This is a genomic window from Sphaerisporangium rhizosphaerae (genome assembly GCF_042665155.1).
Classification (GTDB): Bacteria; Actinomycetota; Actinomycetes; order Streptosporangiales; family Streptosporangiaceae; genus Sphaerisporangium; species Sphaerisporangium rhizosphaerae.
Genome location: NZ_JBHTCG010000010.1, coordinates 1 through 24,980, shown reverse-complemented (window position 1 = coordinate 24,980; position 24,980 = coordinate 1). Strand labels below are relative to the sequence as shown.

The window sequence follows — 24,980 nt, the reverse complement described above, 5'->3', positions numbered from 1 at the left end:
GTCGAAGCTACACGCCAAGTGATGACACCGGTGCGGTTGACACGTCGGCGCGTCCCGGGGAATCACATGTTGATCATGTGGCCCGCCAGCCCGTGGATCGCCTCCTTCACCGCCTCGCCGAGCGTCGGGTGGGCGTGCACGTTGCGCGCCACCTCGTTGACGGTGAGGTCCCACTGCTGGGCCAGGGTCAGCTCCGGCAGCAGCTCGGTGACCTCGGGGCCGATCAGGTGCGCGCCGAGCAGCTCTCCGTACCGGGCGTCACTGAGGATCTTGACGAACCCCACGGCGTCCCCGAGCCCGTGCGCCTTGCCGTTGGCGGTGAAGGGGAACTTCGCCACCTTGACCTCGAAGCCCTTCTCGCGCGCCTGGGCCTCGGTGAACCCGAAGCTGGCGATCTGCGGCTGGCAGTAGGTGGCGCGCGGGATCATGACGTAGTCGAGCTCCATCGTCTCGGCCTCGGCGATGGTCTCGGCGGCGACGATGCCCATGGATTCGGCCGCGTGCGCCAGCATGAGCTTGGCGGTGACGTCCCCGATGGCGAAGATGTGCGGCACGCTCGTGCGGCAGAGCCCGTCGATGTCGATGGCGCCGCGCTCGGTGAGGCGCACGCCGGTGTTCTCCAGCCCGTAGCCCTCGACGCGCGGCTGGAAGCCGATGGCCTGCATCACCTTGTCGGCCTCGAGCGTGCGCCGCTCGCCGCCGCTCGACACCGTGACCTTGACCTTCTCGCCGGACTCGTCGATGTCCTCCACCCGGGTGGAGGTGAGCACCTCGATGCCGAGCCGCTTGTACCTGCGCGCCAGCTCGGCCGAGACCTCCTCGTCCTCCAGGGGCACGATGCGGTCGAGGAACTCGACGATCGTCACCTTGACCCCGTAGTTGCGCAGGACGTAGGCGAACTCGACGCCGATGGCGCCGGCGCCCGCGATGACGATGCTCTCGGGGAGGGCGTCGCTGAGGATCTGCTCCTCGTAGGTGACGACCCGGTCGCTGACGGAGGTGCCTGGGAGCAGCCGCGTCGTCGCGCCCGTCGCGATGATGCAGTGGTCGAACGTCACGGTCTCGGCGCCGCCGTCCGAACGGGCCACCTGCAGCGTGTGGGGGTCGGTGAAGGTCCCCCGGCCGTCGTACTCGGTGATGCCGTTCTTCTTCATCAGGAAGTGGACGCCCTTGACGCGTCCGTCGGCGACCTTGCGGCTGCGCTTGAACGCCTCGCCGTAGTCGAAGGTCACCTTGCCTTCCACGTGGATGCCGAAGGTCTTGGCCTCCTGGGTGAACAGGTGGGCGAGCTCGGCGTTGCGCAGCAGCGCCTTGGAGGGGATGCAGCCCACGTTGAGGCAGACACCGCCCCAGTAGCGTTCTTCGACGACGGCCGCGCTCAGGCCGAGCTGGGCGGCCCGGATGGCCGCGACATACCCACCGGGGCCGGCTCCGACCACCACGACGTCATAATGAGCAGTCATGCACCGGACCATATGTGGTACCGGCGCGTGCTGCCGCACCGGGGTCCATGGGCCCAGAGATCCGGCCTGACGGACATGACAGCCCTTGTCCCGATATCCAGGCACTTCTCCGCGCGATTACCAGTCGCGGCTTTCCGCGCAAGAAAGCATCCTTCTTCCGTACGCAACGGACACTAAGCGGGAAACGCCCTTATAAGGATTAAGGGCTAGGTTCCCCGAAATAGCGGTTCGAGCGGCGGGCGCACGGGCCGCCGAGGGTGCCGAGTTATAGCAAGATCAAGACGAGCAAGTCCGCTGAAGTCGGGAAATATGGAACCGAAGACCACAACAAGAGATTAAGCACATCGCAAAAGTGGCAGTTATTCGTTTGTCCGACGTCGCCCGAGGAAAACAGACAGATAGCGAGACTCACTGAGTCACCACAGCATTCACCGCGATGCCGCTGAATGCACCCTTCAAGCACCCGAAGTCGTCCAAGGGGGATATGCAATGCCCAACGCCAAGAAGTTCGTGAGCACGCTGACGATCTGCGCAGCGCTCACCGGGGGCATGCTCGGCCTGGGGGCCGCGACCACGATCACCGGCGCGAACGCGGCGACCACCGTCACCAAGGGGGGCGGGGGAGACTACCGGGACTGGTCCCGTCACCGTAACCGCAACCGCAACTGGAACCGGAGCTTCGCCCGCAGCTGGGCCCGCAACTGGGCCCGCCACCTGAACCACAGCCTCAGCCGCAGCGCCAACGTCAACCGCCAGGCCCAGTCCATCAACATCCGCCTGGTCTTCCCGAGCCAGCTCGGCACGCCGGTCAGCGCGACGGCGACCTCCACCCCGAGCACGACCTCCATGCCGGCCACGATCACCTCGACGCAGCAGCCCCACGTTTCCTGACGCGGCGACCACCGGCTCGTCCCGCGGACCGTGGCCCCGCCGGGCCACGGTCCGGAAGGGCGTGACGTCCAGGTCATTTCCCGGATATCGGCCCGACAACTTCCTGCGTCTTGACAACTAATACTTTCGGCTGAGACCGTGTAGTCATGTTGGATGTAGCGGTCATCGAGGACCCGGCGGCGGCCGAGGTCTCGCTCGATCCGGTGCGCGCCCGTCTGCTGGCCGAGCTGGCCGTCCCCGGGTCGGCCACCACGCTGGCGGCCAAGGTCGGCCTGCCGCGGCAGAAGGTGAACTACCACCTCAAGACCCTTGAGCGGTACGGGCTGGTCGAGCTGGTGGAAGAGCGGCGCAAGGGCAACGTGACCGAGCGGGTCATGCGCGCCACCGCGGCGTCCTATGTGATCTCGCCGGTGGCGCTGGCCGCCGTCGCCCCCGACCCGGCGCGCTCGCCCGACCAGATGTCGGCGCGGTGGCTGCTGGCGGTGGCCTCCCGGCTGGTGCGCGACGTCGGGCAGCTGATCACCGGGGCGGCCAAGGCGCGCCAGAAGGTCGCCACCTTCGCCATCGACGGCGAGATCCGCTTCTCCTCGGCCGCCGACCGCGCCGCGTTCGCCCGCGAGCTGGCCGAGGCGGTCACCACGCTGGTGGGCAAGTACCACGACGAGGGGGCCGCGGGCGGGCGCGACCACCGGGTCATCGTGGCCGTCCATCCGAGCACCCGGCCCGACACCGGCACGGCGGAGTCCTGAGGGTCCTGAGCGCGGCGGGCGGGGCCGAGACTGTCGGCCCCGCCTGGCATGCTGCGGAGCCATGACTCAGATCCCCGCCGAGAACTTCTCGCCGTCCTGGGACGACGGCTCCCGCGCAGACCCTCCCCTGGTGGGCGACGAGCGCGAGATCCTCACCTCCTATCTCGACTGGCATCGCCACACCTTCGAGCTCAAGTGCTCCGGGCTCCCGGCCGAGCGGCTGTCCGACAGGAGCGTCCCGCCGTCCGCGATGAGCCTGCACGGTCTGATCCGCCATCTCGCCGCGGTCGAGCGCTGGTGGTTCCGCCTGCAGTTCGCCGGCGAGGACGTCCCGATGCTCTACTACTCCGACGACGATCCCGACCAGGATTTCGGCTCCCTCGACGGCGATCCCGCCGAGGCGCTGGAGGTCTGGCGCGCCGAGTGCGCCCACTCCCGCCGCATCGTCGAGGCGGCCTCCCTGGAGGCGACCGGCACACGCCGCTCGACCGGCGAGCCCGTCTCGCTGCGCCGCATCCTCGTCAGCACGATCGCCGAGTACGCCCGGCACAACGGCCACGCCGACCTGCTCCGCGAGCGCATCGACGGAGCCACGGGCTTCTAGGCCGCTTCGGGCCCGCGTCCGCCGGCCGGCCTCAGGAGCACGCGTCCGCACCAGCCCGCCTCAGGAGCGCGCGTCCGACCGGCCGGACGGCGCGGAAGCGCTCGAACCCGAGCCGGGCGAGCAGTTCGGCCCTGGGGGCGTCGCAGTCGAACACGTCGGTCAGCACGTGAGCGCCGTCGTGAGCGCCGTCGTCCATGTGCCGGGCCGTCGTCTCGTACGCGTCCCACAGCTCGGTCCGCGATGACGGCACGCGCCGAAGACAACTTTGTTCTTGACAACTTTAGTTTTCGGTGGCACCGTAGGAAGTGCGGCGGGCGGTGACCGCGAAAACGGGACCACCGCCTCCCACCCGAACGGCACCCACCCGCATCCGACCGGATGACGTCCATGGAAAGAGTGATCACAATGCAGAAGGTCACGTCGGCAGACGGCACCACCATCGCCTACGACCGCTCTGGCACCGGGCCCGCGGTCATCTTGGTCGGCGGCGGCTTCGCCGAGCGGACCAACCCCCTGTTCGTGGCGGTCGCCGAGGAGCTGTCGTCCCGGTTCACCGTGTTCAACTACGACCGCCGCGGCCGCGGCGACAGCGGTGACACCGAGCCCTACGCCGTGCGGCGCGAGATCGAGGACCTCGACGCCCTCATCGAGGAGGCCGGCGGCTCGGCCCTGGTGTTCGGCGGCTCCTCCGGCGGCGCCCTGGCCCTGGAGGCCGCGCACGCCGGATCCAAGATCAGCAAGCTGGTGGTGTTCGAGCCGCCGTACGTCACCGACGGCAGCCGGGCCGCCCTGCCCAGCGAGAAGGAGATCAGCGACCTGGTGCGCGCCGGCCGCCGCGGCGACGCGGTCGAGCTGTTCATGGTCAAGGGCGCCGACGTCCCCGCCGAGATGATCGGGCAGCTGCGCGAGCAGCCGTTCTGGGCCGGTATGGAGGACGTCGCCCACACCCTGGCCTACGAGGCCGCCATCGTCGGCCCCGGGCCGGTGCCCGCCGAGCGTTTCGCCTCCGTCACCGTTCCGACGCTGGTGCTGGTCGGCGCCGAGAGCTCCCCGCGCATGCAGGACGCGGCGCGCGCGGTCGACGCGGTCCTGCCCGACTCGCGGCTGGCCACCCTGGACGGCATGGCGCACGGCCAGCTCGACACCAAGGTCCTCAGCGCCGAACTGGCGGACTTCTACTCGGCATGACCGGCCGTGAGCACGGCGAGGGGGCGGCGTCCGCGCCGCCCCCTCGTCGCGAGCCGGGCGGTGGAAGCGCCGGTCGTCCAGGGATCACCACGCATGACCTGCGTGCCCTCGGCGCCGTCAGGGATCTTCACGCACGATCTGTGTGTCCTCGGCGCCCTCCAGGCATCACCACGCACGACGTGCGAGCCCTCGGCGCACCGAATCAGCACGCACGATCTGCGTGTCCTCGGCGCCGTCCGAAGATGACCACGCGTTACCTGCCGGCTCCCGCGCCGTCCGAAGATGAGCACGCACGACCTGCGTGCCCTCGGCGGCGTGCGGCCCGCCGGCGGTCGCTCGCCACCGCCGTGCACCCCGCCTGGACCGGTGTGGACGGGGAACCGGCCATCCGCGACGGCGAAGGCTACGAAGAGTTCATTCGGCTTTCGGCGACCGTTGTCGTTATTTGACAGCATTTGTCGGTGATCATTACAGGGTCCGTTCGCGCATCCCCCGCAAGGAGGCCACGTGCACACCCTGCAACGCCCGCGACCTTTCTGGCCGGCACGGCTGACCGTCGTGCTCGCCGCCCTCGTGTCCCTGACCGGCCTGGTCGGCATCACCCCCGCCGACGCGTCGGTCTACGGCTCCTGCACCATCTCCCGCTGCGCGGACGCGCGCTCGGCCGACTCGATCTGGGCCTCCAAGGGCTACCCCACCACCAGCGGCTGGTACTCCTGGCCGGACGGCCGCTACAACTACACTGGCGGGCGCTTCTACAACCGCGAGGGTCAGCTCCCCAGCGGCGCGACCTACTACGAGTACGACGTGTACTCCCGCGCGAAGGGCGCCGCCCGTGACGCCTACCGCATCGTTGTCAACCGCAGCACCGGCGTGACCTGGTTCTCGCCCAACCACTACACCGACTTCTACCGGCTCTAGGAAACCCATGACACCCGCCGAACGTCCGCTGCCCCGATGGCTGACGGTGTCCACCGGCCCGGCGCCGGCGGTCGTCGACGGGAGCGCGTGCCGCACCCGCGCCGCCCTCTTCGAGGAGGCGGCGCGGGTCCTGCGCTTCCCCGGCTACTTCGGCCGCAACTGGGACGCCTTCGCCGACTCCCTGCGCGACGCCACCGGCTCCGGGCCGGTCGCCCTGACCGTGGAGCACGCCGAGGACCTGCTCGCCGCCGAACCGCCCGCGCAGCTCGCCACCCTGCTCGACGTCCTGGCCGGGGCCGCCGGCGACGGGCTCACCGTGACCCTGCGCACCGACCCCGCCCACGAGGCCGCGCTGCGCGACCGCCTGTCCGCCGCCCTCACCTGAGCCGCGGCGGGGCGCTGGGACGACGCGCTAGAACGACGACGCGCTAGAACAGGGTCAGCGGCTCGGCCGGCAGCGGGTCGGGCAGCGGCTCCAGGGCCGGCACCTGGGCGCGCACGTCGTCGTGGAAGCGGCGGGCGAGCATCAGCGCGTCGGCGTTGTCGGGGGTGTGCACGAACACCGTCGGCGCACGGCCCTCGCGCAGCCATTCCGCCACCGTGGTCACCCACGGCCGCCACCCCTCCACCGTGCGGGCCGCGTCGTCCCGGCCCAGGTAGCGGACGATCGGACGGTCGGTGAGCGCGGCCGTCCGGCGCGGGACCCGCGGTTTCCTCGTCCACGCCTCCCGTTCGGCGTCGCTGCTCGGAGGGCTCTGGAACAGGACCGTGGTGTCGAAGGGCACCCACTCGGCCCCGGCCCCCGACAGCACCCGTTCGAGCAGCCCCGCCGACCTCTCGTCGTCGAAGAACGCGCGGTGGCGCACCTCGACGGCGTAGCGGTACCCGCCGGGAAGCCCGCGCAGGAAGCCCGCGAGCGCGCCGGTGTCGCCCGGGGCGAAGGACCCGGGGAGCTGGATCCACAGCGCGTGGGCACGCGGCCCGAGAGGCTCGATCGCCGCGAGGAAGGCGCGCAGCTCCTCCTCGGCGCCGGACAGCCGGCGCTCGTGCGTGATCGACTTGGGCAGCTTGACCACGAAGCGGAAGTCGGGGCCGGTCTGCCGCGCCCACGACTCCACGGTGCTCCGCGCCGGCGTCGCGTAGAACGTGGTGTTGCCCTCCACCGCGTCACACCAGGTCGCGTACGCCCGCAGGCGCTCGCCGGGGGCGAGCGGGTGGGGGAGATATCGTCCCTGCCACGGCGTGTGCGTCCACATCGCGCATCCCACATGAAGCCGCATGCTCCGACGCTACCCTGCGGGCCGTCCTCGGCCGCCTGCCGCGGAGGGACGGCCCGGGTAGGATGCGGCGTCATGACCGACGCGCACGCCGTGGTGCGGCAGGTGTCCTCCAAGGTCGTCTACAGCAACCGGTGGATGACGGTGCGCGAGGACGCCATCGAGCATCCCGACGGCTCCCCCGGCCTGTACGGGTACGTCGTCCGGCCCGACTTCGTGCTCGTCGTCCCGCTGGAGGACGACGGCTTCCACCTGGTCGAGGAGTACCGCTACCCGATCGGCCGCCGCTCGTGGAGCTTTCCGCAGGGCTCCGCGCAGGCCACCACCCGCGAGGAGGAGGCCCGCAGGGAGCTGGCGGAGGAGACCGGCCTGCGGGCCGCCGACCTGCGGCACATCGGCCGCCTGGACAACGCCCACGGCATGACCGACCAGGGCCTGCACGTGTACCTGGCCACCGGGCTCACCGAGGGCCAGGCCGAGCGGGAGCACAGCGAGCAGGACATGCGCCAGCGCTGGGTCTCCCGCTCGGAGTTCGAGCACATGATCCTCACCGGCGCCGTCACCGACTCCTCCTCCGTGGCCGCCTACACCCTGCTCCTGCTCCACGAGCGCGCCTGACGGGCCGATCAGCGGACGGCGTGCGGGCGGTAGGCCAGGAAGCCGGCCGCCGGGGAGATGCCGTCGCTCAGCCGCCGGTGGTCGGTGCCGTAGCCACGACGCTGCTGGTACGCCCAGTACGAGGTGTGCCGGGCGTCCGCCCACCGTTCGAAGATGATCACCTGCCGGCCGGCGGCCGGGCCGGTGGCCCTGATGACCAGGTCGCCGGGCCGCAGCGCGGCGACCGCGACGCGCGTGCTGTAGCGGGCCGAGACCAGCCCCCGCGAGTCGGGGCCGGGCCCGCCGAGCCGCAGCGCCATCGCGGCGTAGCCGGAGCCGTCGGCCCGGTAGCCGCCGTACCGCTTGACCTGGCTGTAGGGCACCCGTTTCACGGTCCCCGGGTTCCAGGTCAGGGCCCTGGCGATGACCTGCGCCGGCGTCAGGCCGGGGACCGGCCACAGCTCCTCGACGATCAGCCGCGCGTCCGCCGCCTGCGGCTGGTACCGCTCCGGGTACTTCGAGACCTGGACGCGCTGGCAGACCTCGCCCACCACCGCCGAGCGCCACGAGCCGTCGGGGTACTTGCGCAGCATCTTGTCCAGGAACGCGCCGGTCGCCCACGCCACGTCCAGCCGCTGGGCGGCGGTGCCCCACGTGGCCCGCTGCTGGAACACGCCCAGGCTGTCGTGGTCGACCTCGCGGTCGATGTTCCGCACGCCCGACTCGACGATGGCCGTGGTGACGGCGATCACCGCGGCCTCACGGGGCAGCCCGCGGGCGCGGACGGCCGCGACGACCGCCCGGGCGCAGGTGACGCGGTAGCCGTCCAGGTACCCGCGCATCTTCATCGTCATCCGGGTGTCGAGCCGCGCGGCCAGGTCCGCGTCCCCCGCCGTCACCGCCGCGCCCCCGCAGGGCGCGGTCGAGACGGCGGCCCGCGTGGTCGAAATGGCGGCTCGCGCGGTCAGGACGGCGGCTCGCGCGGTCGAGACGGCGGCGGCCCGCGCGGGTGTGCCGGGAGCGGTCACCGCCATCGCCGCCGCGATCAGGACCGCCGTCCCGGCGCCCGCCGCGCGGCCCCCCGCGTGCCGGGACGATCCGGCACGCGGGGGCGTCCTGCGCATCAGGTGTGGCCTGGGCACTAGCGGATCCTCGTGGGACGGTAGGCGTGGAACTGGGAGCCCGCGGTGAGCCCGTCCTTGACCACGCGGTGGTCGGTGCCGTATCCGGCGCGCTGCTGGTAGGCCCAGTAGGAGGTGTGCGCGGCGTCGGCCCACTTGTCGAAGATGACCACCGCGCGCGCGGTGTTGCCGCCCACCGGATCGATCACCAGGTCGCCTTGGAGCAACTGCGCCATCGCGATGGGACGGCTGTAGGCGCTGGAGGCCAGGGCGGTGGTGAGCGGTCCGGGCTTGGGCAGGCCCAGCGTCATCGACACGTAGCCGGAACCGTCGGTCCGGTAGCCGCCGTACTGCTTGGCCTGGCTGTAGGGCACCCGCTTCGCGGTCCCCGGGTTCCAGGACATGGCCCGGGCGATCACCTGCGCGCGGGTGACCGTGGGAGGGGGCGGCGGCGGCGCGTCCTCGCGGATGTTCAGCGCGCGGTAGGGCTTGTACTCACTTCCCGACGACAGGCCGTAGGTGCGCGTGCGGTAGTCGGTCCCGTAATGGCCGCGCTGTTCGTAGGCGTAGTAGGAGCTGTGCGCCGAGTTGGCCCACTTGTCGAAGATGACCACATGACGGGTGGTGTTGGAGCCGATCGCGTCGATCACCAGGTCGCCTCTGCGCAGCTCCGACATCTGGATGCGGCGGGTGTAGGCGCTCTTGGCGAGCCCCACGGTGATCGGTCCGGGCTTGGCCAGGCCCAGCGCCATGGAGGCGTAGCCGGAGCAGTCGGTCCGGTAGCCGCCGTGCGTCTTGGTCTGGCTGTAGGGCACCCGCTTGGAGGTGTGGGGATTCCACGTCTTGGCGCGGGCGATCACCTGCGAGCGGGTGATCGGCGCGGCGGCCGCGGCGGCCGCGAGTTGGGGCACCGCGGTGGTGCCGGTGCCCACCACCGCGGCCGGGACGCCGGGGGTGGGGGACGCCGCGTGCGCCGCCGCCGCGGGGGCGAGGCCGCCGCAGGTGACCACGGTGATGAGTGCCAGGTGTCCCGCCGTGATCCTGAAGCTTCGGTCCGAGGGCATGTGCTCTCCTTGTCCCTGCCGTTCGATCGTTCGGTTGGCCGGCCGAGCACACACGCTGACAGGAAATTCCTGAAACGCTTCGTGAAATTGGTGAAGTTGGGACAATAGCCGCCTAGGTGTCGACATGACCTGCGATGACTCAGACCGCTGGGACAAGGTTGGGACGAACCACCGTGGCGAATGGAACCGGAAACCCGAGCCGGAGCCGACGGCTGCGCCCGCTCCCCGACGATCTCCCCGAGCCGACCCGCGTGCTGCTGCGGGAGCTGAGAGCGCTGAAGGAACGGGCGGGACTCGACCTGCGGGCGCTGGAACAGGCCACCCACGCGAGCCGGTCGTCCTGGGGGCGATGGCTCTCCGGGGAGACGTGGATCCCGCTGGACGCCGTGGAGGGGCTCGCCCGGCTGTGCCGTGCGGACGGGCGTCGCTTCCGCGAACTGTGGGAGTCGGCCGAACAGGCGCGACGCTCGGCGGAATGGGACCCGCCCGCCGACACCGCCACCGACACAGCCACCGACACAGCCACCGACACAGCCATCGACACCGCCACCGCCGCCGTCCTGGACCCGGCTCACCCCGGCCCCCTGAGCGACGGGTCGCCGGACCCGGAAACACCCGTCGGCGCGACCACGGCCCTGGAGACCCGGGTCATCGAGGGTCAGGCCGTCCGGGAGGCCGGGCCGGCGCCTGGCGCGGTGGCGCCGCGCGGGCCGGCGGAGCGACTGAGGCGGCGGTTCATGGTCGGTGCGGCGGCGGGCCTGGTCGTGGGCATGGCCGCCGGCGTGGTGCTCGCCATCTCGGCCCTCGGCGGCGACGCGGGCGGCGAGGCGCGGCCCACGGCCACGCCGAGCACCGCGCGCACCACGGGAGCGGCGGGCGGAACGGTGACTCCGCCGCCCGTCATCGCCCGGACGGCGATGATCGCCCGCGCGGGCGGCTGGCGCCCGGCCACCGCTCGGCGCGTCCCCTACAGCCAGTTCAAGACCTACGAGGGGTACCGGACCGACGGCTCCGGCTACGTCTCCATGGCGCTCGGGCTGCCCCGGCCGGGCCCGAACACCATCAGCCTGGCCTCGCGTGCCTACAGCCGTCCCATCAAGATGGCCGAGCTGCGCCGGGGCGACCTGGTGATCGATCCGGTGGGCGGCAACACCGCGCGCGCGGTGGTCATCTTCGACAAGTGGGCCGACGCCGCGCACACCTCCTACTGGGCCTACCAGCAGCGCGCCGGCTACGGCACCGACCACCGCGTGGTCAAGGACGGGCTCACCGCGGGCTCCCAGTTCCACGCCTACCGTCCGGTCAACCTCCGCGACGACGCCGTCGCCCCCGCGACCGCCGCCTCCCGCACCGCGACCGCGATCCCTCTGCCGGACCGAGGAACGAGCGTGTCTAGAGTTGCCCCATGACTCCTCGGGATATTCCGGTGCGCACACTTGCCGATGCGCCGACCACGCTGGCGGAGCTGACCGGCGACGCGGTGACCCTGGTGGTCAACGTCGCGTCGAGATGCGGCCTCACCCCTCAGTACGCCGGTCTGGTCCGGCTCCAGCAGCGCTTCGGCGAGCGTGGTTTCACGGTCGTCGGCGTTCCCTGCAACCAGTTCGCCGGGCAGGAGCCGGGGTCGTCCGAGCAGATCCAGGACTTCTGCGTCACGACCTACGGCGTGGACTTCCCCCTGCTGGAGAAGCTCGACGTCAACGGCGATGACCGCCACCCGCTCTACACGTCCCTGGTGGAGACCCCGGACGCCTCGGGCGACGCGGGCGACGTCCAGTGGAACTTCGAGAAGTTCCTGCTCGACCGCGACGGCGCCGTCGTCGCGCGGTTCCGCCCGCGCGTCGAGCCCGAGGACCCGTCGGTCATCGAGGCCATCGAGAAGACGATCGGACAGAACTGACGCACGGCCTCTTGGCGGCGCATGGCCGCGTGGTGACAATCGGGTCATGGACCTGCGCATCACCACGCTCGCGGAGCGCCCCGAGTTGGAGTCCCGGTTGTGGGCGATGCCCGACAGCTGGCCGGTCTTCATGAAGGAGGACCCGGTCGCCGACCTGTTCTACCCGGTGGTCGGCGCCGAGTACGCGGAGTTCGCGCTGGTCGCCGAGGACCGCGACCAGCCGGGCGAGCTCGTCGCGCGCGCCTTCTCGGCGCCCTTCCTGCTCGAAGGCGACGAACTGCCCGACGACGGCTGGGACGGCGTGCTGTGGCGCGCGGCGAGGGCGCGACGCCGCGGGCGGGCGCCCGACGCGATCTCGGCGCTGGAGATCACGATCAGGCCCGACATGCAGGGGAAGGGCCTGTCGGCGGTCATGCTCGGCGCGCTGCGCGACCAGGCGGCACGCCTCGGCTTCGGCGAACTCTTCGCTCCGGTGCGCCCCAGCGGCAAGCACCTCCAGCCGCGCACCCCGATGGCGGACTACGCCGCCCTGCACAGGGAGGACGGCCTGCCGGCCGACCCCTGGCTGCGCGTCCACGTGCGGGCCGGCGGCGTCATCGAGAAGGTCGCCCGGCGATCCATGGTGGTGCCGGGCACCGTGGAGGAGTGGCGAGGCTGGACGGGCCTTGCTTTCGACGACTCCGGCGAGGTGGAGGTCCCGGGCGCGCTGGTGCCCGTCCACTGCGACGCCGACCACGGCCACGCCGTCTACGTCGAGCCCAACGTCTGGGTGCGCCACCGGCTCCCCTAGCCGCCGTCATCGGTTCCGGGACATGAGAGAACAGGGCCGGGCGACCCCGGGGAGGGAGGTCGCCCGGCCCTGCCGTCGCGGCGGGGATCCCTGACGATCTAGCCCTTGTACTCCGTCTTCAGCTTCTGCTTCTCGGTGAAATCGGGGTCGTTCTTGGGGTCGGTCTTGGGGTCGTTGTTCGGGTCGGCCTGGTCCGGCTTGCCCGTGGGCTTGCCTCCGTGCCTGGGGTCGCGCGGCGGGCCCTTCGGGACGTCCGTGGAGCAGGTCAGCGGGGCGTCGTTGGGCACCAGGACCATCGAGACCGCGACCCGGCTGGTGGATTCGGGCTGGTAGTCCTCGGTCCGCATGCCGATGACCAGCTTGGTCGCCGGGGGCATCGCCGAGGGCGTGAAGATCATCACGGGTTCCCCGTTGGGCTGGCGCCCGTCGTGCAGGACCTTCCTGAAGTCCTTGTCCAGGTTCTGCGAATGGTCCGTCGGCTCACACCACTTGTTGATCGTGATCTGGGCGGGGATGCCGGCCTGGGCCAGGGTCCGCTCCATGGTCGCCGGGTCCAGCGACTGCCGCTTGGTCATCTTCACGGTGACCGTGCCGTCGGGGTTGCTGTCGACGGAGAACGCGGCCAGGTGCACGTGCACCTGGTTGCCGGACGCGAGTGGCGGCGCGTTCACCTGCGGGTTGTCGAGCACGGGCGTCAGCGCGAGGCCGGCCGCCAGCGCTGCGCCGCCGGCGACCCCCGCGATCCTGCGGCGGCGGCGCGCCCGGCCCGCCGCCACGACCTTCTGCACCGGCGTGCGCATGTGCACTCCGGCCATCGAGTCCCGTACCGCGTCCAGCACGTCGTTGTCGTTCATCGTTCGCCCTCCTGGCTGTTGACTGGTGCGAGGTGACCGCGCATCGCCGCGACGGCGCGCGACAGATGTGCGGTCACGGTTCCTGGAGCGATCCCCAGCGCGCCGGCGGTGGTCTCGGTGTCCAGATCGAGGAACACGCGCAGCGCCACCACCTCCCGCTGCCGCCGTGGCAGGCGCCGTAGCGCCACCAGCAGAGCGGGGTCCACGCCGGCCACGTCCGCCCCCGCGGGATCCACGGCTTCGTGGTCGGTCAGCGCGACCTCGTGACGGCGGCGCCGCCACCAGGTGACCCGGGTGTTGAGCGCCACGCGGACGATCCAGGCGTTCGGCGCCGGATGCCTGCTCACCTTGCGCCAGGACGTCCACGCGCGGGTGAACGCCTCGGCGACCAGGTCCTCCGCCAGCTGCCGGTCGCCGGTGGCGGCCAGCACCGCGCGGAGGCAGGCATCCCGGTTCTCCCCGTAGAACTGCTCGAAATCCAGATGCTCCACGTCCCCTATACGCACCAGCCCGCCCGGACGCTTACCTGCTTCGCGTCCCGCTCCGACCTGTGCCCTGGGCGGGCACGGGCGCGGTCATCGGGGCGTGCCGAGGTCGCGGGTGGTTCCCCCCGCGACGGCGTGGAGTTTGTCGGGGTTGGCGACGTTGTGGATGGCGGTGATCCGGCCGTCGGCGTCGAAGTCGAAGGTGACGGTGGCGATCACCCGGCCCGGGCCGCGGAACACCATTCCCGGACCACCGTTGATCTCGGCCGGTTCCGCGGTCATGTCGGCCGGCTCGACGCCCTGGTAGGCGACCTCGCCGATGGCCGCGAACCAGGCGGCGACCGTCCGCGCGCCCACGACCGGACGCAGTGCCTGGCGCACCTTGCCGCCGCCGTCGGTCCACAGTGTGACGTTCGGGGACAGCAGCTCCATGAGGGTGTTGATATCGCCTCCGGTCGCGGCGGCGAGGAACCGCCCGGTGACCTCGCGCTGCCGCGACCGGTCGGCGGTGAAGCGCGGCCGCCGGGCTCGCACGTGCTCGCGGGCGCGATGCGCCGCCTGGCGCACCGCGGGCTCCGAACGCTCGACGGCCACGGCGATCTCGGCGTGGCTGAAGCCGAAGACCTCCTTCAGCACGAACACCGCGCGTTCGAGCGGGCTCAGCGTCTCCAGCACCACCAGCATGGCCATCGACACCGAATCGGCGCCCGCGACGTCGTCGGCGGTGTCGCCGCTGGTCAGCAGGGGTTCCGGGAGCCACGGCCCGACATAGGTCTCGCGCCGGCGCCGGGTCGAGCGCAACCGTTCCATCGCCAGATTCGACACGATGCGCGCCAGGTACGCCTTGGGGTCGGCCACCTGCGAGCGATCGGCGGCCGACCATTTGATCCAGGCGTCCTGCACGGCGTCCTCGGCGTCGGCCACGGTGCCGAGCAGACGGTAGGCCACCGAGAACAGCAGGTTGCGATGCTCGTCGAACACCTGCTGGTCGTGGTCGGCGTACGGGTGCGTCATCGCACGCCCCGAGTGCGGGTGAAGCGGCCGCCGCGCGGCCAGAAGGCGCCCGAGGCGGGCATCTTCTTCATGCGGCCGTAGGTCGGCCAAGGGGAAGCGCTCACCGTCTCCTTATAGCGCGCGGCCAGGCGGCCGGTCAGATACACCCGTCGCGGGCTGTCGTCGGGGTGGGTGAACTGGACGACCGCGTCGTGCCGTCCGAGGCTCACCGGCGTGTGGTAGTAGCCGAAGCGGAACGGCTTGGGCCGCCTGCCGTCCAGCGCGCGGACGATGGACACCGCGGCGTGTACCCCGGTGGGCATGCCGCTCTGGCAGGTGCCGTGCATGACGCCGTAGCCCTGGCGGATCGCGGCGGCGTCGCCCACGGCGTACACCTCCGGGTGCGACACCGACCGGAGCGCCTCGTCGGTGACCACGCGGCCGCGCTCGTCGACGGTCAGGCCCGCTGCGGCGGCCAGCGGCGACACGCGGGTGCCGCCGGTCCACAGGACGACGTCGGCGGCGACGCTCTCCCCGCCCGCCAGTTCCACCGCGCCGGGCAGCACCTTCACCACCTCGGCCCCGGCGCGCACGCGGACGCGGAGGCGTTCGAGCGCCGCCCGCAGGTACGCCCCGGCTTTGGGGTGCATGGCCGCTCCCGGTTCCTGCCGGCCAAGGAGCACGACGTCCAGCTCGGGGTGCCGCTCGGCGATCTCGGCGGCCGACTCCACGCCGGTCAGCCCGCTGCCACAGACCGCGACGGTGCCGCCGCCGAGCCGGGCCAGCCGGCCGGCCAGCGACTCGGCGTCCCGCGCGCCGGCGAGCGTGTAGGCGTGGTCCTCGGCGCCCGGCGCCGCCTCGGTGTCGGGCAGGCCGCCCAGCGCGTACACCAGCGTGTCGTAGCGCAGCACCCGTTCGTCGTCCACGCGCACGGTCCTCGCCTCCGCGTCCACGGCCGTCACCCGGCCGCGCACGAACCGCGCGCCCGTGCCGGCCAGCAGTTCGGGGATGCTCATCTCGGGGAGCCGCCGCCCGGTCGCCGTCATGTGCAGCCGCAGCCGCTCGGTGAACCGCTCCTGGGCGTTCACCAGCGTCACCCGGACGTCCTCGCGCCGCTTCACGCGGGCCGCGAGCTGGATCGCGGCGGACATGCCCGCGTACCCCGCCCCCAGGATGAGTACGTGGTGGGTGGCCGTCCTGCCCTCTGGTGCGCTCATGGTCGCCGCCTTTCTCCTCGTGCCGACCACCCCGAGACGCGAGCCGCCCGCCCGCACGTGACACGCCCTCGATGTGACCTGTGACACAGTGACCGAGCACACAGCCGGTCGCGGCACTGGTGTCGGCCCGACGGCCAACAAGTCGGCCCTAATGTGCGTCCAATCTGGTGTGAAGATGCGCACACCACTTGTCCTGACGGCCGCCCTGCTCGCGGCGGTCGCCGGCTCAGGCGTCCAGGCCCAGGCCGCCACGGGGTCCACCGCCGCCGCGAAGTCCGCCACCGCCGGCGAGTCCGCCGTCGCGCGGTGCCGTACGACCCAGCTCAAGGCGAGCGTCGGACGGGTCGACGCCGGAGCCGGCCAGCGGTACGCGCCGCTCGTGTTCACCAACACCTCGGCCAAGACGTGCTGGGTCTACGGCTTCGTCGGGCTCGTCATGATCGACGGCAGGGGCGACGCCCTGCGGACCAGGACCCGCAGGGAGAGCGTCACCCCGCACCGGGTCACCCTGCGGCCCGGGGGCCAGGGGCGGGCACGGCTGCACTGGACGGTCATGAAGGTGGGCGCCGAGAAGGCCTGCCAGCCGGCCGCCCGTCTCATGATCATCCCGCCCGACGAGGTCGCCCACCTGGAGATCCCCTTCAAGGCGAACGTCTGCGACGACGGCCGCGTCGACGTCACCCCCTTCCGCTGACCGGACCGCCCACGCCGGCCGAGGCCCGCGCCGGCGCCCCAGGCGGCGTGGCCGGACGTCGGCGTGGTCCGCGCGGGAGGCCGTCCGCAGGCCGGACGTCGGCGTGGTCCGGGCGGGAGGCCGTCCGCAGGCCGGACGTCGGCGTGGTCCGGGCGGGAGGCCGTCCGGCAGGCCGGACAGGTCTTCCCGTCCGAGGGCGTCGTCCCCTCTGGTTCTTCCTGTTTCCTCCCAGTACCACGCCAACGATTCCGCCGCTTTCTCGTCCGGCATTTTCCGCCCCTGTGGCGCCGCTTTGAATTCCCCGGGGAATCGCCGTCCGGACTTCCGCCGGAGACACGGTTCCCCTGGTGGACGGCGCCTGCACACTCTCGGAGGCGCGATGCCGTATTCCTCTGACGCATTCGAGGTATCGCGTTCACGCGGCCATCCGCCAAAAGCGATATTTGCCGCCGCCTGGGCGATTTCGCCAGATATCGGGATTAGTGTGGGTGGTGTTCAGCGCCGCATCGGCGTGTCCCGAGACCCGGAACCGGCGCCGGTCATCCCGCCATCCGGGCTCGGCTCTCACCTCAGGGAGTGATCTCTGATGCTCAAACGTCTCCTCTTCGCCGCCGCGCTGGCGGCCTCCACGCTCGTCGTCACCGGCGCCGCCGAGGCGTCCAGCCCAAGTGTCTGCGCATCGGCCGGACACCGCGCCCCCTCCTCCTCCGACCTGTGCAAGTGGAGGGACGACGGCTGCTACTACTGCTACAGCTACAGGACCGCGCGGTGGGACCAGCAGTATTGCGGCGGCGGCGACGACAGCGGCGACAGCGGCGACGGGGAGTAGCCGCATCGGCGACCGGCCGTCACGGCGACGGCGGCCCTGCGGAGCATCGCCCGACGGGGCCGCCCACGCATCCACGGACGCGAGCTATGGCGACATATGGCTACAACTGTCCGCATTGCCGCGAGGTCGAGGTCACTTTTCCGATCGGCACCGCACCGGCGGAGGCGTCCTGCCCCGGCTGTGGCGCGGCGTCGGCCCGGGCGTTCTCGGCGCCGACGCTGGTGCGCACGCGGGCCGCGGTGTCGGCTCACGTGCGGCGGGCCGAGCGCAGCGCCTCCGAGCCCGAAGTCGTCACCTCCCTGCCGGGGCGCCGCCCCAGTGGCGCGGTGGCCCTCCATCCCGCCACAGGCCGCCTGCCGCGGCCGTGACCGTCCCTGTCGCGCGGCGCCGAAAGGAGCCCAGCCGTGCCAGAGTTGATCTTCCCGCTCGACTCGGACAAGAGGTTCACCGACCAGGCCAAGATCGGCCACAACCGCTGGCACCCCGAGATCCCGCCGGTGGCGTGGGTCAAGCCCGGCGACGCCTTCCGGGTCCACTGCCGGGAGTGGTTCGACGGCGCGATCCACAACGACGACTCCGCCCAGGACATCCGTGACGCCCCGCTGACCACGGTGCACGCGCTCAGCGGCCCGTTCGGGGTCGAGGGAGCGGAGCCGGGCGACCTGCTGGTCGTGGACATCCTCGACCTCGGCGCCATCCCGCAGGAGGACAGCGGCCCGCTGGCCGGTCAGGGCTGGGGCTACACCGGCATCTTCGCGACCGAGAACGGCGGCGGCTTCCTCACCGAGCAGTTCCCCGACGCTTACAAGGCGATCTGGGATTTCTCCGGGCAGACCGCTACATCGCGCCACGTCCCCGCGGTGTCGTTCACCGGCATCGTCCACCCCGGGCTCATGGGCACGGCGCCGTCGGCGGCGCTGCTGTCCAGGTGGAACGCCCGCGAGGGGGCCCTGAGAGCCACCGACCCGCGAAGAGTGCCGCCGCTGGCCCTGCCCCCCGAGCCCCGGGACGCCGTCCTCGGCTCGGTGCCCCGGTCCCACTTCGACCGGATCGCGGCCGAGGCCGCCCGCACCGCGCCTCCGAGAGAGAACGGCGGCAACCAGGACATCAAGAACATGACCAAGGGCTCGCGGGTGTTCTATCCGGTGTTCGTGCCCGGAGCGAACCTGTCGGTCGGCGACCTGCACTTCTCCCAGGGCGACGGCGAGATCACCTTCTGCGGCGCCATCGAGATGGGCGGCTTCGTCGACCTGCGGGTCGAACTGCTCAAGGACGGCATGCGGACGTACGGGGTCGGCGAGAACACCATCTTCATGCCGGGCCGCACCGCCCCGCAGTACAGCGAGTGGCTCGCGTTCTCCGGGGTGTCGGTCACCCTGGACGGCGAGCAGCGCTATCTGGACTCGCACCTGGCCTACCAGCGGGCCTGCCTGCACGCGATCGACTACCTGACGGCCTTCGGCTACCACCCCGAGCAGGCGTACCTGCTGCTCGGCGCCGCGCCGATCGAGGGCCGGCTGTCGGGGGTGGTGGACATCCCCAACTCCTGCGCCACCGTCTACCTGCCCACCGCGATCTTCGACTTCGACGTCCGTCCGGGCGCGTCCGGCCCGGTCCGCGCCCCCCGGGGCGCGGCGCCGCACGCCCGCTTCGAGTGAGCCCGCGGACGGCGCACCGGCACGGCCCACCCGGGCCCCTGTCCACGGACGAGCCCGAACAGGCGACGGCCCGCCGGGATCACGGCGGGCCGTCGCGTGAGGTGCCCGCAGGTCAGCCGTCGTTCTCCGACGACGGAATGGCCGCGCCCGGCACCTGGTCCGGCGTGTAGAACTTCGTCTCACCCGGGTAGGGCTTCTTGAAGTCGTGCGCCTCGTACCACGAGAAGTGGTCCATCTGCGCCGGACTGACGGAGTCGGCCCGGGCGGCGGGCCCGCTGAACGGCTGCTTCGACTTCCAGTCCGCCCACTTGTCCGCGATCTCCTTCTTGTCCGCCGGCACCTTCGCCGTCGGCGCGGCCGGGGCGCTCGGGTTCTGCGGCGCCGGGGTGTCCGCACCGCAGGACGGCAGGTTCGCCGCCGACAGACCCAAGGTCAGCGAGGTGCGGTTCGGCAGGAAGGTGAACGGCTTGTAGTCGGGCTTGTTGGTGAAGGCCCGGCTCATCGGAGTGGCGGCGGTGTCCTTCTGGTTCATCGGGTGGATCCCGAGGATCTGCTCGATGGTGCGCATCATGTTGATCTGCGTGTAGTACCGGCTGTCCACCGTGCCGTGCTGGGCCCAGGGGCTGATGATCTGGATCGGGGCACGGTGGCCGTCGACGTGGTCGGTGCCGGCCTGGGAGTCGTCCTCGACCACGAAGATCGCGGAGTCCTTCCAGTACGGGCTGTGCGAGATGGTGTCCACCATCTTGCCGACGGCCAGGTCGTTGTCGGCGACCTGGGCGGCGCCGTTCACCGGACCACCGGTGTGGTCGCTGGAGAGCCAGAACATGTTCAGGTTCGCCGGACCGTTGGCCTCGAAGTCACGCTTCCAGATCTGGTACCGGTAGATGTCCGGGACGCTGGTGTCGAACTTCGGGAAGCCGTGCACCGACACGTCGTTGAGCGACGGGATCGGAGAGGAGGAGTTCAGGGTGTACTTGGTGTCCTGCCCCGTCGACTCCATGTCCTTGGTGTCGCAGTACAGGTTCTGCCAGGTCGCGCCGGCCGGCTTGGTGAGGAACTGGTGGAACTCACCGAAGTCGCGCACGGAGTTGCCCACCGCCTGCGCGCCGCTCCAGATGAAGCCGGTGCGCTGGTGGCCGAGAGCGTCGTCCTCGGTGTCGTAGCTGCGCAGGTACTCACCGGCCGAGGACTCGGTGTACTCGGGGTTGTTGGCCTGCATCAGCCAGTTGTGGCCCTCGGCGGAGTTGGTGCCGATGTCATAGGTGTTGTCGTACAGCCCGAACTGCTTGGCCAGCGCGTGCTGGTTCGGCGTCACGTTGTCGCCGTACTGGGCCAGCGCCGGGTCGCCGTTGCCCTCAGGGATGTCGCCGAAGACCTGGTCGTAGGTCCGGTTCTCCTTGACGAGCAGGAAGACGTGCTTGATCGTCGAGGGGTCGCCCAGACGCTTCGGGACCGCCTCGGCCTTCTGCTTGTTGCCGTGAGCGATCTTGAGGTCGTTCTTGCCCCAGCCGTTCTGGGCGAAGACCTTGGCCGTGTACTCGGCGATCTTCCTGTCGTCCGGCAGCGTGAACCGCTGCAGGCTCGAGGTGGTGTCGTGGGTGCCGTGCCCGGCCGCGGTGGTGGGGCGGCGGGCGTCGATACCACGGGTGTTGGAGACCAGCACCTGGTCGCCGATGGTGGTGATCTCGGCGGGGAAGTAGTCCGTCGGGAGCAGGCCGACGTAGCTGACCGGCTCCTGCGGCGAGGTGTAGCGGTAGACGGCGACCGCGTTGGCGCGGCCGAGGGTGACCAGCAGGTGGCCGTCGTCGGTGAGCGTCACCGCGTCGGGCTCGTAGCCGACCTGGGCCTCCGGCCACGGCTGGGTGGCGATGGTCTGGACGACCTTGTCGCTGGCCGTGTCGATGACCGACACGTCGTTCGTAGCGGTGTTGGCGACGAACAGCGCCCCGTTCTTGGCGTACAGGGCGGTCGGGTGCAGACCGGTCTCGATGCTCGCGACGGCGGCGGCCGGGTTGGCCAGGTCGATGACGCTGACCGTGCCGGTGGTGGCGGCGCCGGTCTTCGGGTCGGCCGGCACCTGGGTGCCGTAGGAGTTGATCGTCGTCTCGCCGGGGTTGGCCGGACGGCCGCCCTCGTTGCTGACGTAGAGCTTGGTCCCGACCGCGACCATGTCACGAGGGGCGTTGCCCACGGCCCAGCTCTGCTGGATGGCGCCGGTCGCCGCGTCGAGGGCGACCACCCGGTTCTGGCCGTTGACGGCGACGTACACGGTCTTGCCGTCGGCGGAGAACACCGGCTCACCCACCAGCGCGCGCTTCGAGCCCTGCGCGGCGATGGTGACGTTCACCGGGTTGGCGAGGCTGCCGTCCGGGTTCACCGTGAATCTGGTGAAGCCGTCGGCCCGGCCCAGCCACAGCTGCGAACCGTCGGGCGAGTACGTGGGGCCTTCCTGGCCCACGTCGTTGCCGCTGATGCGCAGGTTCGCCGCCGCGTTGTTGCCGACGAGCTGCTGCACCTTCCAGTTCTTCAGGTCGACGATGACGAGCGCCATCCCGCCGTCGGTGATGTTGGCGGCCAGGTGGGTGCCGTCCGGGCTGACCGTGGACGACATGATCTTGCCGTTGTCGATGACGAGGCGCTCGCCGATCGGGTCGAGGTACTGGGCGCCGGAGACGACCAGGCCCTTGTCGGTGGTCTGGCCGACCTGGTCGGTGCCGAACATCTCGGTGGAGGCGTAGGCCATGCCCCCGCTGGCGACGACGAGGGCGGCGGTGCCCACCGCGAGAAAGCGGCCGGTGTGCCGGCCGGAGAGACCGAAACGGGCCTTCTCCACGCGCTGGCGTTGGACGTGCATGAATCATTCCTTAGAAGTGCTGCCGAGCAGGTCGACGTTTCCGTCGAACTGCCACAGGGGGTTGGGCGCGTCTCCGGTGGGGGTACGCACCTGGAAAAAGCCGTTGACCTCCTTGGGTCCGTCTCCGTCGGCGACGTACCGCCCGTCCGCGGTGACGTCGAGCTGGTAGATGGCCGACCCCACGGCGGTCGTGCCGGGGAGGTGCCAGGACACGACACACCGCCAGTCGTTGCCCGGCCCCTCGTCCGGCACCCGAGAGCCGCCCTTGTCGCAGGAGGCGGTGGCCCCCACCTGGGCCTCGGTGACGTCGGGGCGATTGAGCTCCCGTGTCTGCAGCCGGTAGAGGTGGGCGAACGCCGTGGCAAGCGAGTCCTGCAGCTTCGCCTTCCCGATCCCCGAGCCGGTGGCCGGGGTCGCGACGGCCACCACGCCGACGGTCAGGGCCACCAGCGCGACCAGCGGCAGGGCCGCCGCCACGATGACCTGCCGGCCGGAGCCGTCGTAGGTCAGGTCGGTGAAGTCGCGGCGCAGGAACAGGCGGTAGGCCAGCGCGGTGGCGGTGACCGCCCACACCAGGCTCACCGCGAGGCCCATGAGCAGGGGACCCGTCTGCGCCGGATCGGTGAACAGCCCGCGCCAGGCGATGAAGGCGTTGCTCGGCAGGGCCAGCCGCACGGCCACCGGCAGCGGGAGCAACTGCGCGAGCTGCAGCGCGAAGGCGAGCAGCGCGGGCACCAGCAGCCCCATGGGCGAGCGGCCCAGGGCCACCGAGCCGAGCAGGCCGACCGCGGCGAACGCCAGCGTCGGCGCCAGCGCACAGGCCCACGCGAGCAGGACCGTTCCGGCCGCGTCCGCCGGGGCCAGGAGATGGCCGTCCAGGCCGGCGAGCTGCCGACCGCCGACCGCGGCCAGGCCGCCGGCGATGCCCGACGCGGCCAGTCCAGCCACCAGCAGCAGGATCACGGTGAGGCTGGCCAGGGCCTTCGCCACGAAGATCCGTCGCGGCGAGCGCACCGCCATCAGGAGATGGCGCCAGGTGCCCAGCCGATCCTCGGCGGCGAAGACGTCGCCGGCGACCAGCGCCGTCAGCAGCGGCAGCGCCCAACTGCACGAGAAGTCCAGCACGACCAGCGCCCCCGCCCAGCCGGTCGCGTTCATCCAGCGGCCGAAGACCGTGTCGGAGGGCAGCGTGCTCTGCAGGCTCACCGCGGCCACGAAGGCCGCCGGGCCGATCCAGCAGGCCGCGAGCAGCAGGCGGATCCGCCACTGCGAGAGCAGCTTGACCAGCTCGAACCGGTAGGCGCGCGTCACCGGCGCCGCATACGCGTCGGCGCGGGGTTGGGTGAGGGTTGTCGCGGTCATCGCGCGTCCTGCCGTCCGGCGCCGGTCATGGCGGTCCCTTCTTGGTCGGTCCGCCCGGGCACGGTCCGCGCGGGTGCCTCCTGATCGGCCCGTGTGGGCGCGGTGCCGGTCAGAGCCAGGAACGCGGCCTCCAGGGGCGCCACCACGGGTCCGAGCTCACGGAGCGCCACGCCGGCTCCCACCAGCCGGACGACCAGTTCGTCCAGGGCCGTCACCGGCCCGCGGACGACGACGTCGGCGGCGTCCGCCCGTGGGCCGAGGTCGCGGCCGGGCACGACGCGGAGCCCGGGCGCCTGTGACGCCAGCCGGCGAGCGGCCTCCGGGTCGGAGGTGACCAGCCGGTAGTCCAGCTCGCCGCTCTCGGCGGCGAGCCTGCCCACCGGCCCGGTGAAGACGACGCGGCCGGTGGCGAGGATGGTGACCTCCGAGCACAGCACGGCGAGGTCGTCCATCCGGTGGCTGGACAGGACCACGGCGGCCCCGTCCTCGGCCAGTCCGGTGATGACGCGGTGCACGTGCTGCTTGCCCGCGGGGTCCAGGCCGTTGGCGGGCTCGTCGAGAACGAGCAGTCGTGGCTTGGTGAGCAGCGCGGCGGCCAGTCCGAGCCGCTGGCGCATCCCGAGCGAGAAGCCCCGGACACGGTCGTCGGCGACGTCGGTGAGTCCCACCTGCTCCAGCGCGTCGTCCACGCCGGCGGCGCCGCCGGACTCCTGCCGGCGCAGGGACGCCAGGGCCGAGAGGTTCTGCCGAGCCGTGAGCGAGGGATAGAGCCCGGGGCCGTCCACGAATCCCGCGACGCCGTCGGGGACGGCGAGCGTCCGGCCGACCGGCGTGCCCAGGATCTCAAGGCCGCCGCTGTCGGCGACCGCCAGGCCCAGCAGCAGACCGAGGAGCGTCGTCTTGCCGGCGCCGTTCGGGCCGACCAGACCGTGGACCTGCCCGCTCGCCACGTCCAGGTCGATGCCGTCGAGTGCGATCACCTCGCCGAAGGACTTGGTGATCCCGCGCGCCCGGACCGCGGGGCTGCTGTGCATGTCGGTCTCCCTTGGCTTGATCCCCAGCCACCTGAACTTAGAGATCGCGGTTGACCCTGGAGCGGCGCACAGTCAAACGTTGCGTAAATCCCACACAACCCGCCGATATCCCCATAAACCACCGAAACCCGCCTCAATCCGGCGATCTGCGTAATCGCCCTGGTCAAGGCCACCTACGACCTCCCCGCCATGGCGAGGGGAGGTCGCCGGTCCGAAACGGGACAACACCGGCCGCGCGGCGGTGAACGGCCGCATCGTCACTCCGGCCCGGCTCTCGACGGGCTCTCCGTCGCACTGAACGGCGATTCCGGCCGTCCTGTGTGTCGTTGTGCACGCTCGCGGTCGAGTGTGCATTCGTACGCAGAAGACCCCCTTGCCCGGCTCCTAACGTGAGCGTCGTCGCCGGCGAGCAGCACACTCACCGGCGGCGCA

The 24,980-nt window shown here is 71.5% G+C and carries 26 protein-coding genes; 14 read left to right on the top strand and 12 right to left on the bottom strand.

What is annotated here, in order from left to right:
• Positions 1-62: 62 nt before the first annotated feature.
• Entirely contained in the window at positions 63-1,463 is a 1,401-nt protein-coding gene (gene lpdA, locus ACFQSB_RS16855) for a dihydrolipoyl dehydrogenase (protein WP_354843962.1), read from the bottom strand.
• A gap of 489 nt (positions 1,464-1,952) precedes the next feature.
• Between lpdA and ACFQSB_RS16850 the strand changes: the two genes are divergently transcribed.
• The 3 genes from ACFQSB_RS16850 to ACFQSB_RS16840 all read left to right on the top strand — a co-directional run bounded on the left by ACFQSB_RS16850 (position 1,953) and on the right by ACFQSB_RS16840 (position 3,707).
• The gene (locus ACFQSB_RS16850; protein WP_380827477.1) at positions 1,953-2,354 is read left to right on the top strand and encodes a hypothetical protein; all 402 of its coding nucleotides are present in this window, start codon (positions 1,953-1,955) and stop codon (positions 2,352-2,354) included.
• Between the two features lie 146 nt (positions 2,355-2,500).
• A complete protein-coding gene (locus ACFQSB_RS16845; protein WP_380827476.1) occupies positions 2,501-3,103 on the top strand; it encodes an ArsR/SmtB family transcription factor in 603 nt (200 codons plus the stop codon).
• A gap of 61 nt (positions 3,104-3,164) precedes the next feature.
• Complete coding sequence (locus ACFQSB_RS16840; protein WP_380827475.1) at positions 3,165-3,707, top strand: DinB family protein; 543 nt, start codon at positions 3,165-3,167, stop codon at positions 3,705-3,707.
• 31 nt (positions 3,708-3,738) lie between these two features.
• Here ACFQSB_RS16840 and ACFQSB_RS16835 read toward each other — a convergent pair whose 3' ends face one another.
• Positions 3,739-3,957, bottom strand: a complete 219-nt coding sequence (locus ACFQSB_RS16835) for a hypothetical protein (RefSeq protein ID WP_380827473.1) — start codon at positions 3,955-3,957, stop codon at positions 3,739-3,741.
• A 155-nt stretch (positions 3,958-4,112) separates the two neighbouring features.
• On the opposite strand from ACFQSB_RS16835, the gene ACFQSB_RS16830 reads away from it, so the two are divergent.
• The 3 genes from ACFQSB_RS16830 (at position 4,113) to ACFQSB_RS16820 (ending at position 6,201) form a co-directional block, all read left to right on the top strand.
• Positions 4,113-4,895 carry an alpha/beta fold hydrolase gene (locus ACFQSB_RS16830; RefSeq protein ID WP_354843951.1) on the top strand — a complete coding sequence of 261 codons (783 nt, stop codon included), beginning with the start codon at positions 4,113-4,115 and terminating at the stop codon, positions 4,893-4,895.
• A 507-nt stretch (positions 4,896-5,402) separates the two neighbouring features.
• Positions 5,403-5,816, top strand: a complete 414-nt coding sequence (locus ACFQSB_RS16825; RefSeq protein WP_354843948.1) for a ribonuclease domain-containing protein — start codon at positions 5,403-5,405, stop codon at positions 5,814-5,816.
• 7 nt (positions 5,817-5,823) lie between these two features.
• Complete coding sequence (locus ACFQSB_RS16820) at positions 5,824-6,201, top strand: barstar family protein (protein ID WP_354843946.1); 378 nt, start codon at positions 5,824-5,826, stop codon at positions 6,199-6,201.
• A gap of 43 nt (positions 6,202-6,244) precedes the next feature.
• On the opposite strand, the gene ACFQSB_RS16815 is transcribed toward ACFQSB_RS16820, so the two are convergent.
• Positions 6,245-7,096: a DUF72 domain-containing protein gene (locus ACFQSB_RS16815; protein ID WP_380827471.1), complete on the bottom strand. Its 852-nt coding sequence runs from the start codon at positions 7,094-7,096 to the stop codon at positions 6,245-6,247.
• A 72-nt stretch (positions 7,097-7,168) separates the two neighbouring features.
• Between ACFQSB_RS16815 and ACFQSB_RS16810 the strand changes: the two genes are divergently transcribed.
• Positions 7,169-7,711 carry an NUDIX domain-containing protein gene (locus tag ACFQSB_RS16810; protein ID WP_380827469.1) on the top strand — a complete coding sequence of 181 codons (543 nt, stop codon included), beginning with the start codon at positions 7,169-7,171 and terminating at the stop codon, positions 7,709-7,711.
• Positions 7,712-7,719: 8 nt separating this feature from the next.
• Here the strand turns inward: ACFQSB_RS16810 and ACFQSB_RS16805 are convergent, their stop codons facing one another.
• The gene (locus ACFQSB_RS16805) at positions 7,720-8,832 is read right to left on the bottom strand and encodes a hypothetical protein (protein ID WP_380827467.1); all 1,113 of its coding nucleotides are present in this window, start codon (positions 8,830-8,832) and stop codon (positions 7,720-7,722) included.
• Complete coding sequence (locus ACFQSB_RS16800; RefSeq protein WP_380827465.1) at positions 8,832-9,875, bottom strand: hypothetical protein; 1,044 nt, start codon at positions 9,873-9,875, stop codon at positions 8,832-8,834. The genes ACFQSB_RS16805 and ACFQSB_RS16800 overlap by 1 nt, the downstream gene beginning before the upstream one ends.
• 173 nt (positions 9,876-10,048) lie before the next feature.
• Between ACFQSB_RS16800 and ACFQSB_RS16795 the strand changes: the two genes are divergently transcribed.
• Genes ACFQSB_RS16795 through ACFQSB_RS16785 form a run of 3 tightly spaced genes read left to right on the top strand, consistent with a single transcriptional unit; the run spans position 10,049 to position 12,565 of the window.
• Positions 10,049-11,284, top strand: coding sequence for a helix-turn-helix domain-containing protein (locus ACFQSB_RS16795; RefSeq protein ID WP_380827463.1), 1,236 nt, complete (start codon positions 10,049-10,051; stop codon positions 11,282-11,284).
• Complete coding sequence (locus tag ACFQSB_RS16790) at positions 11,281-11,775, top strand: glutathione peroxidase (RefSeq protein WP_354843928.1); 495 nt, start codon at positions 11,281-11,283, stop codon at positions 11,773-11,775. The genes ACFQSB_RS16795 and ACFQSB_RS16790 overlap by 4 nt, the downstream gene beginning before the upstream one ends.
• Positions 11,776-11,821: 46 nt before the next feature.
• On the top strand, positions 11,822-12,565 hold the full coding sequence (locus ACFQSB_RS16785) for an N-acetyltransferase (RefSeq protein ID WP_380827462.1): 744 nt from the start codon (positions 11,822-11,824) through the stop codon (positions 12,563-12,565).
• 98 nt (positions 12,566-12,663) lie between these two features.
• On the opposite strand, the gene ACFQSB_RS16780 is transcribed toward ACFQSB_RS16785, so the two are convergent.
• The 4 genes from ACFQSB_RS16780 to ACFQSB_RS16765 all read right to left on the bottom strand — a co-directional run bounded on the left by ACFQSB_RS16780 (position 12,664) and on the right by ACFQSB_RS16765 (position 16,114).
• Positions 12,664-13,419 carry a hypothetical protein gene (locus tag ACFQSB_RS16780; protein ID WP_380827460.1) on the bottom strand — a complete coding sequence of 252 codons (756 nt, stop codon included), beginning with the start codon at positions 13,417-13,419 and terminating at the stop codon, positions 12,664-12,666.
• Complete coding sequence (locus ACFQSB_RS16775; RefSeq protein WP_354843920.1) at positions 13,416-13,910, bottom strand: sigma-70 family RNA polymerase sigma factor; 495 nt, start codon at positions 13,908-13,910, stop codon at positions 13,416-13,418. The genes ACFQSB_RS16780 and ACFQSB_RS16775 overlap by 4 nt, the downstream gene beginning before the upstream one ends.
• 84 nt (positions 13,911-13,994) lie before the next feature.
• Entirely contained in the window at positions 13,995-14,918 is a 924-nt protein-coding gene (locus ACFQSB_RS16770; RefSeq protein ID WP_380827458.1) for an RNA polymerase sigma-70 factor, read from the bottom strand.
• Positions 14,915-16,114 carry an NAD(P)/FAD-dependent oxidoreductase gene (locus ACFQSB_RS16765; protein ID WP_380827456.1) on the bottom strand — a complete coding sequence of 400 codons (1,200 nt, stop codon included), beginning with the start codon at positions 16,112-16,114 and terminating at the stop codon, positions 14,915-14,917. The genes ACFQSB_RS16770 and ACFQSB_RS16765 overlap by 4 nt, the downstream gene beginning before the upstream one ends.
• Before the next feature lie 175 nt (positions 16,115-16,289).
• Here ACFQSB_RS16765 and ACFQSB_RS16760 point away from each other — a divergent pair, with 175 nt between their 5' ends.
• The 4 genes from ACFQSB_RS16760 (at position 16,290) to fmdA (ending at position 19,295) form a co-directional block, all read left to right on the top strand.
• Positions 16,290-16,808 carry a DUF4232 domain-containing protein gene (locus ACFQSB_RS16760; RefSeq protein ID WP_380827454.1) on the top strand — a complete coding sequence of 173 codons (519 nt, stop codon included), beginning with the start codon at positions 16,290-16,292 and terminating at the stop codon, positions 16,806-16,808.
• Between the two features lie 586 nt (positions 16,809-17,394).
• Positions 17,395-17,637, top strand: coding sequence for a hypothetical protein (locus tag ACFQSB_RS16755; protein WP_354931488.1), 243 nt, complete (start codon positions 17,395-17,397; stop codon positions 17,635-17,637).
• An 86-nt stretch (positions 17,638-17,723) separates the two neighbouring features.
• A complete protein-coding gene (locus ACFQSB_RS16750) occupies positions 17,724-18,005 on the top strand; it encodes an FmdB family zinc ribbon protein (protein ID WP_380827452.1) in 282 nt (93 codons plus the stop codon).
• A gap of 36 nt (positions 18,006-18,041) precedes the next feature.
• A complete protein-coding gene (gene fmdA / locus ACFQSB_RS16745) occupies positions 18,042-19,295 on the top strand; it encodes a formamidase (protein WP_380827450.1) in 1,254 nt (417 codons plus the stop codon).
• A 112-nt stretch (positions 19,296-19,407) separates the two neighbouring features.
• On the opposite strand, the gene ACFQSB_RS16740 is transcribed toward fmdA, so the two are convergent.
• Genes ACFQSB_RS16740 through ACFQSB_RS16730 form a run of 3 tightly spaced genes read right to left on the bottom strand, consistent with a single transcriptional unit; the run spans position 19,408 to position 24,548 of the window.
• Complete coding sequence (locus ACFQSB_RS16740) at positions 19,408-22,152, bottom strand: bifunctional YncE family protein/alkaline phosphatase family protein (protein ID WP_380827448.1); 2,745 nt, start codon at positions 22,150-22,152, stop codon at positions 19,408-19,410.
• 3 nt (positions 22,153-22,155) lie between these two features.
• Positions 22,156-23,514 (bottom strand): ABC transporter permease, encoded by a 1,359-nt coding sequence (locus tag ACFQSB_RS16735; RefSeq protein ID WP_380827446.1) that lies wholly within the window; start codon positions 23,512-23,514, stop codon positions 22,156-22,158.
• Positions 23,511-24,548, bottom strand: coding sequence for an ABC transporter ATP-binding protein (locus tag ACFQSB_RS16730; protein ID WP_380827444.1), 1,038 nt, complete (start codon positions 24,546-24,548; stop codon positions 23,511-23,513). The genes ACFQSB_RS16735 and ACFQSB_RS16730 overlap by 4 nt, the downstream gene beginning before the upstream one ends.
• Between the last annotated feature and the right edge of the window lie 432 nt (positions 24,549-24,980).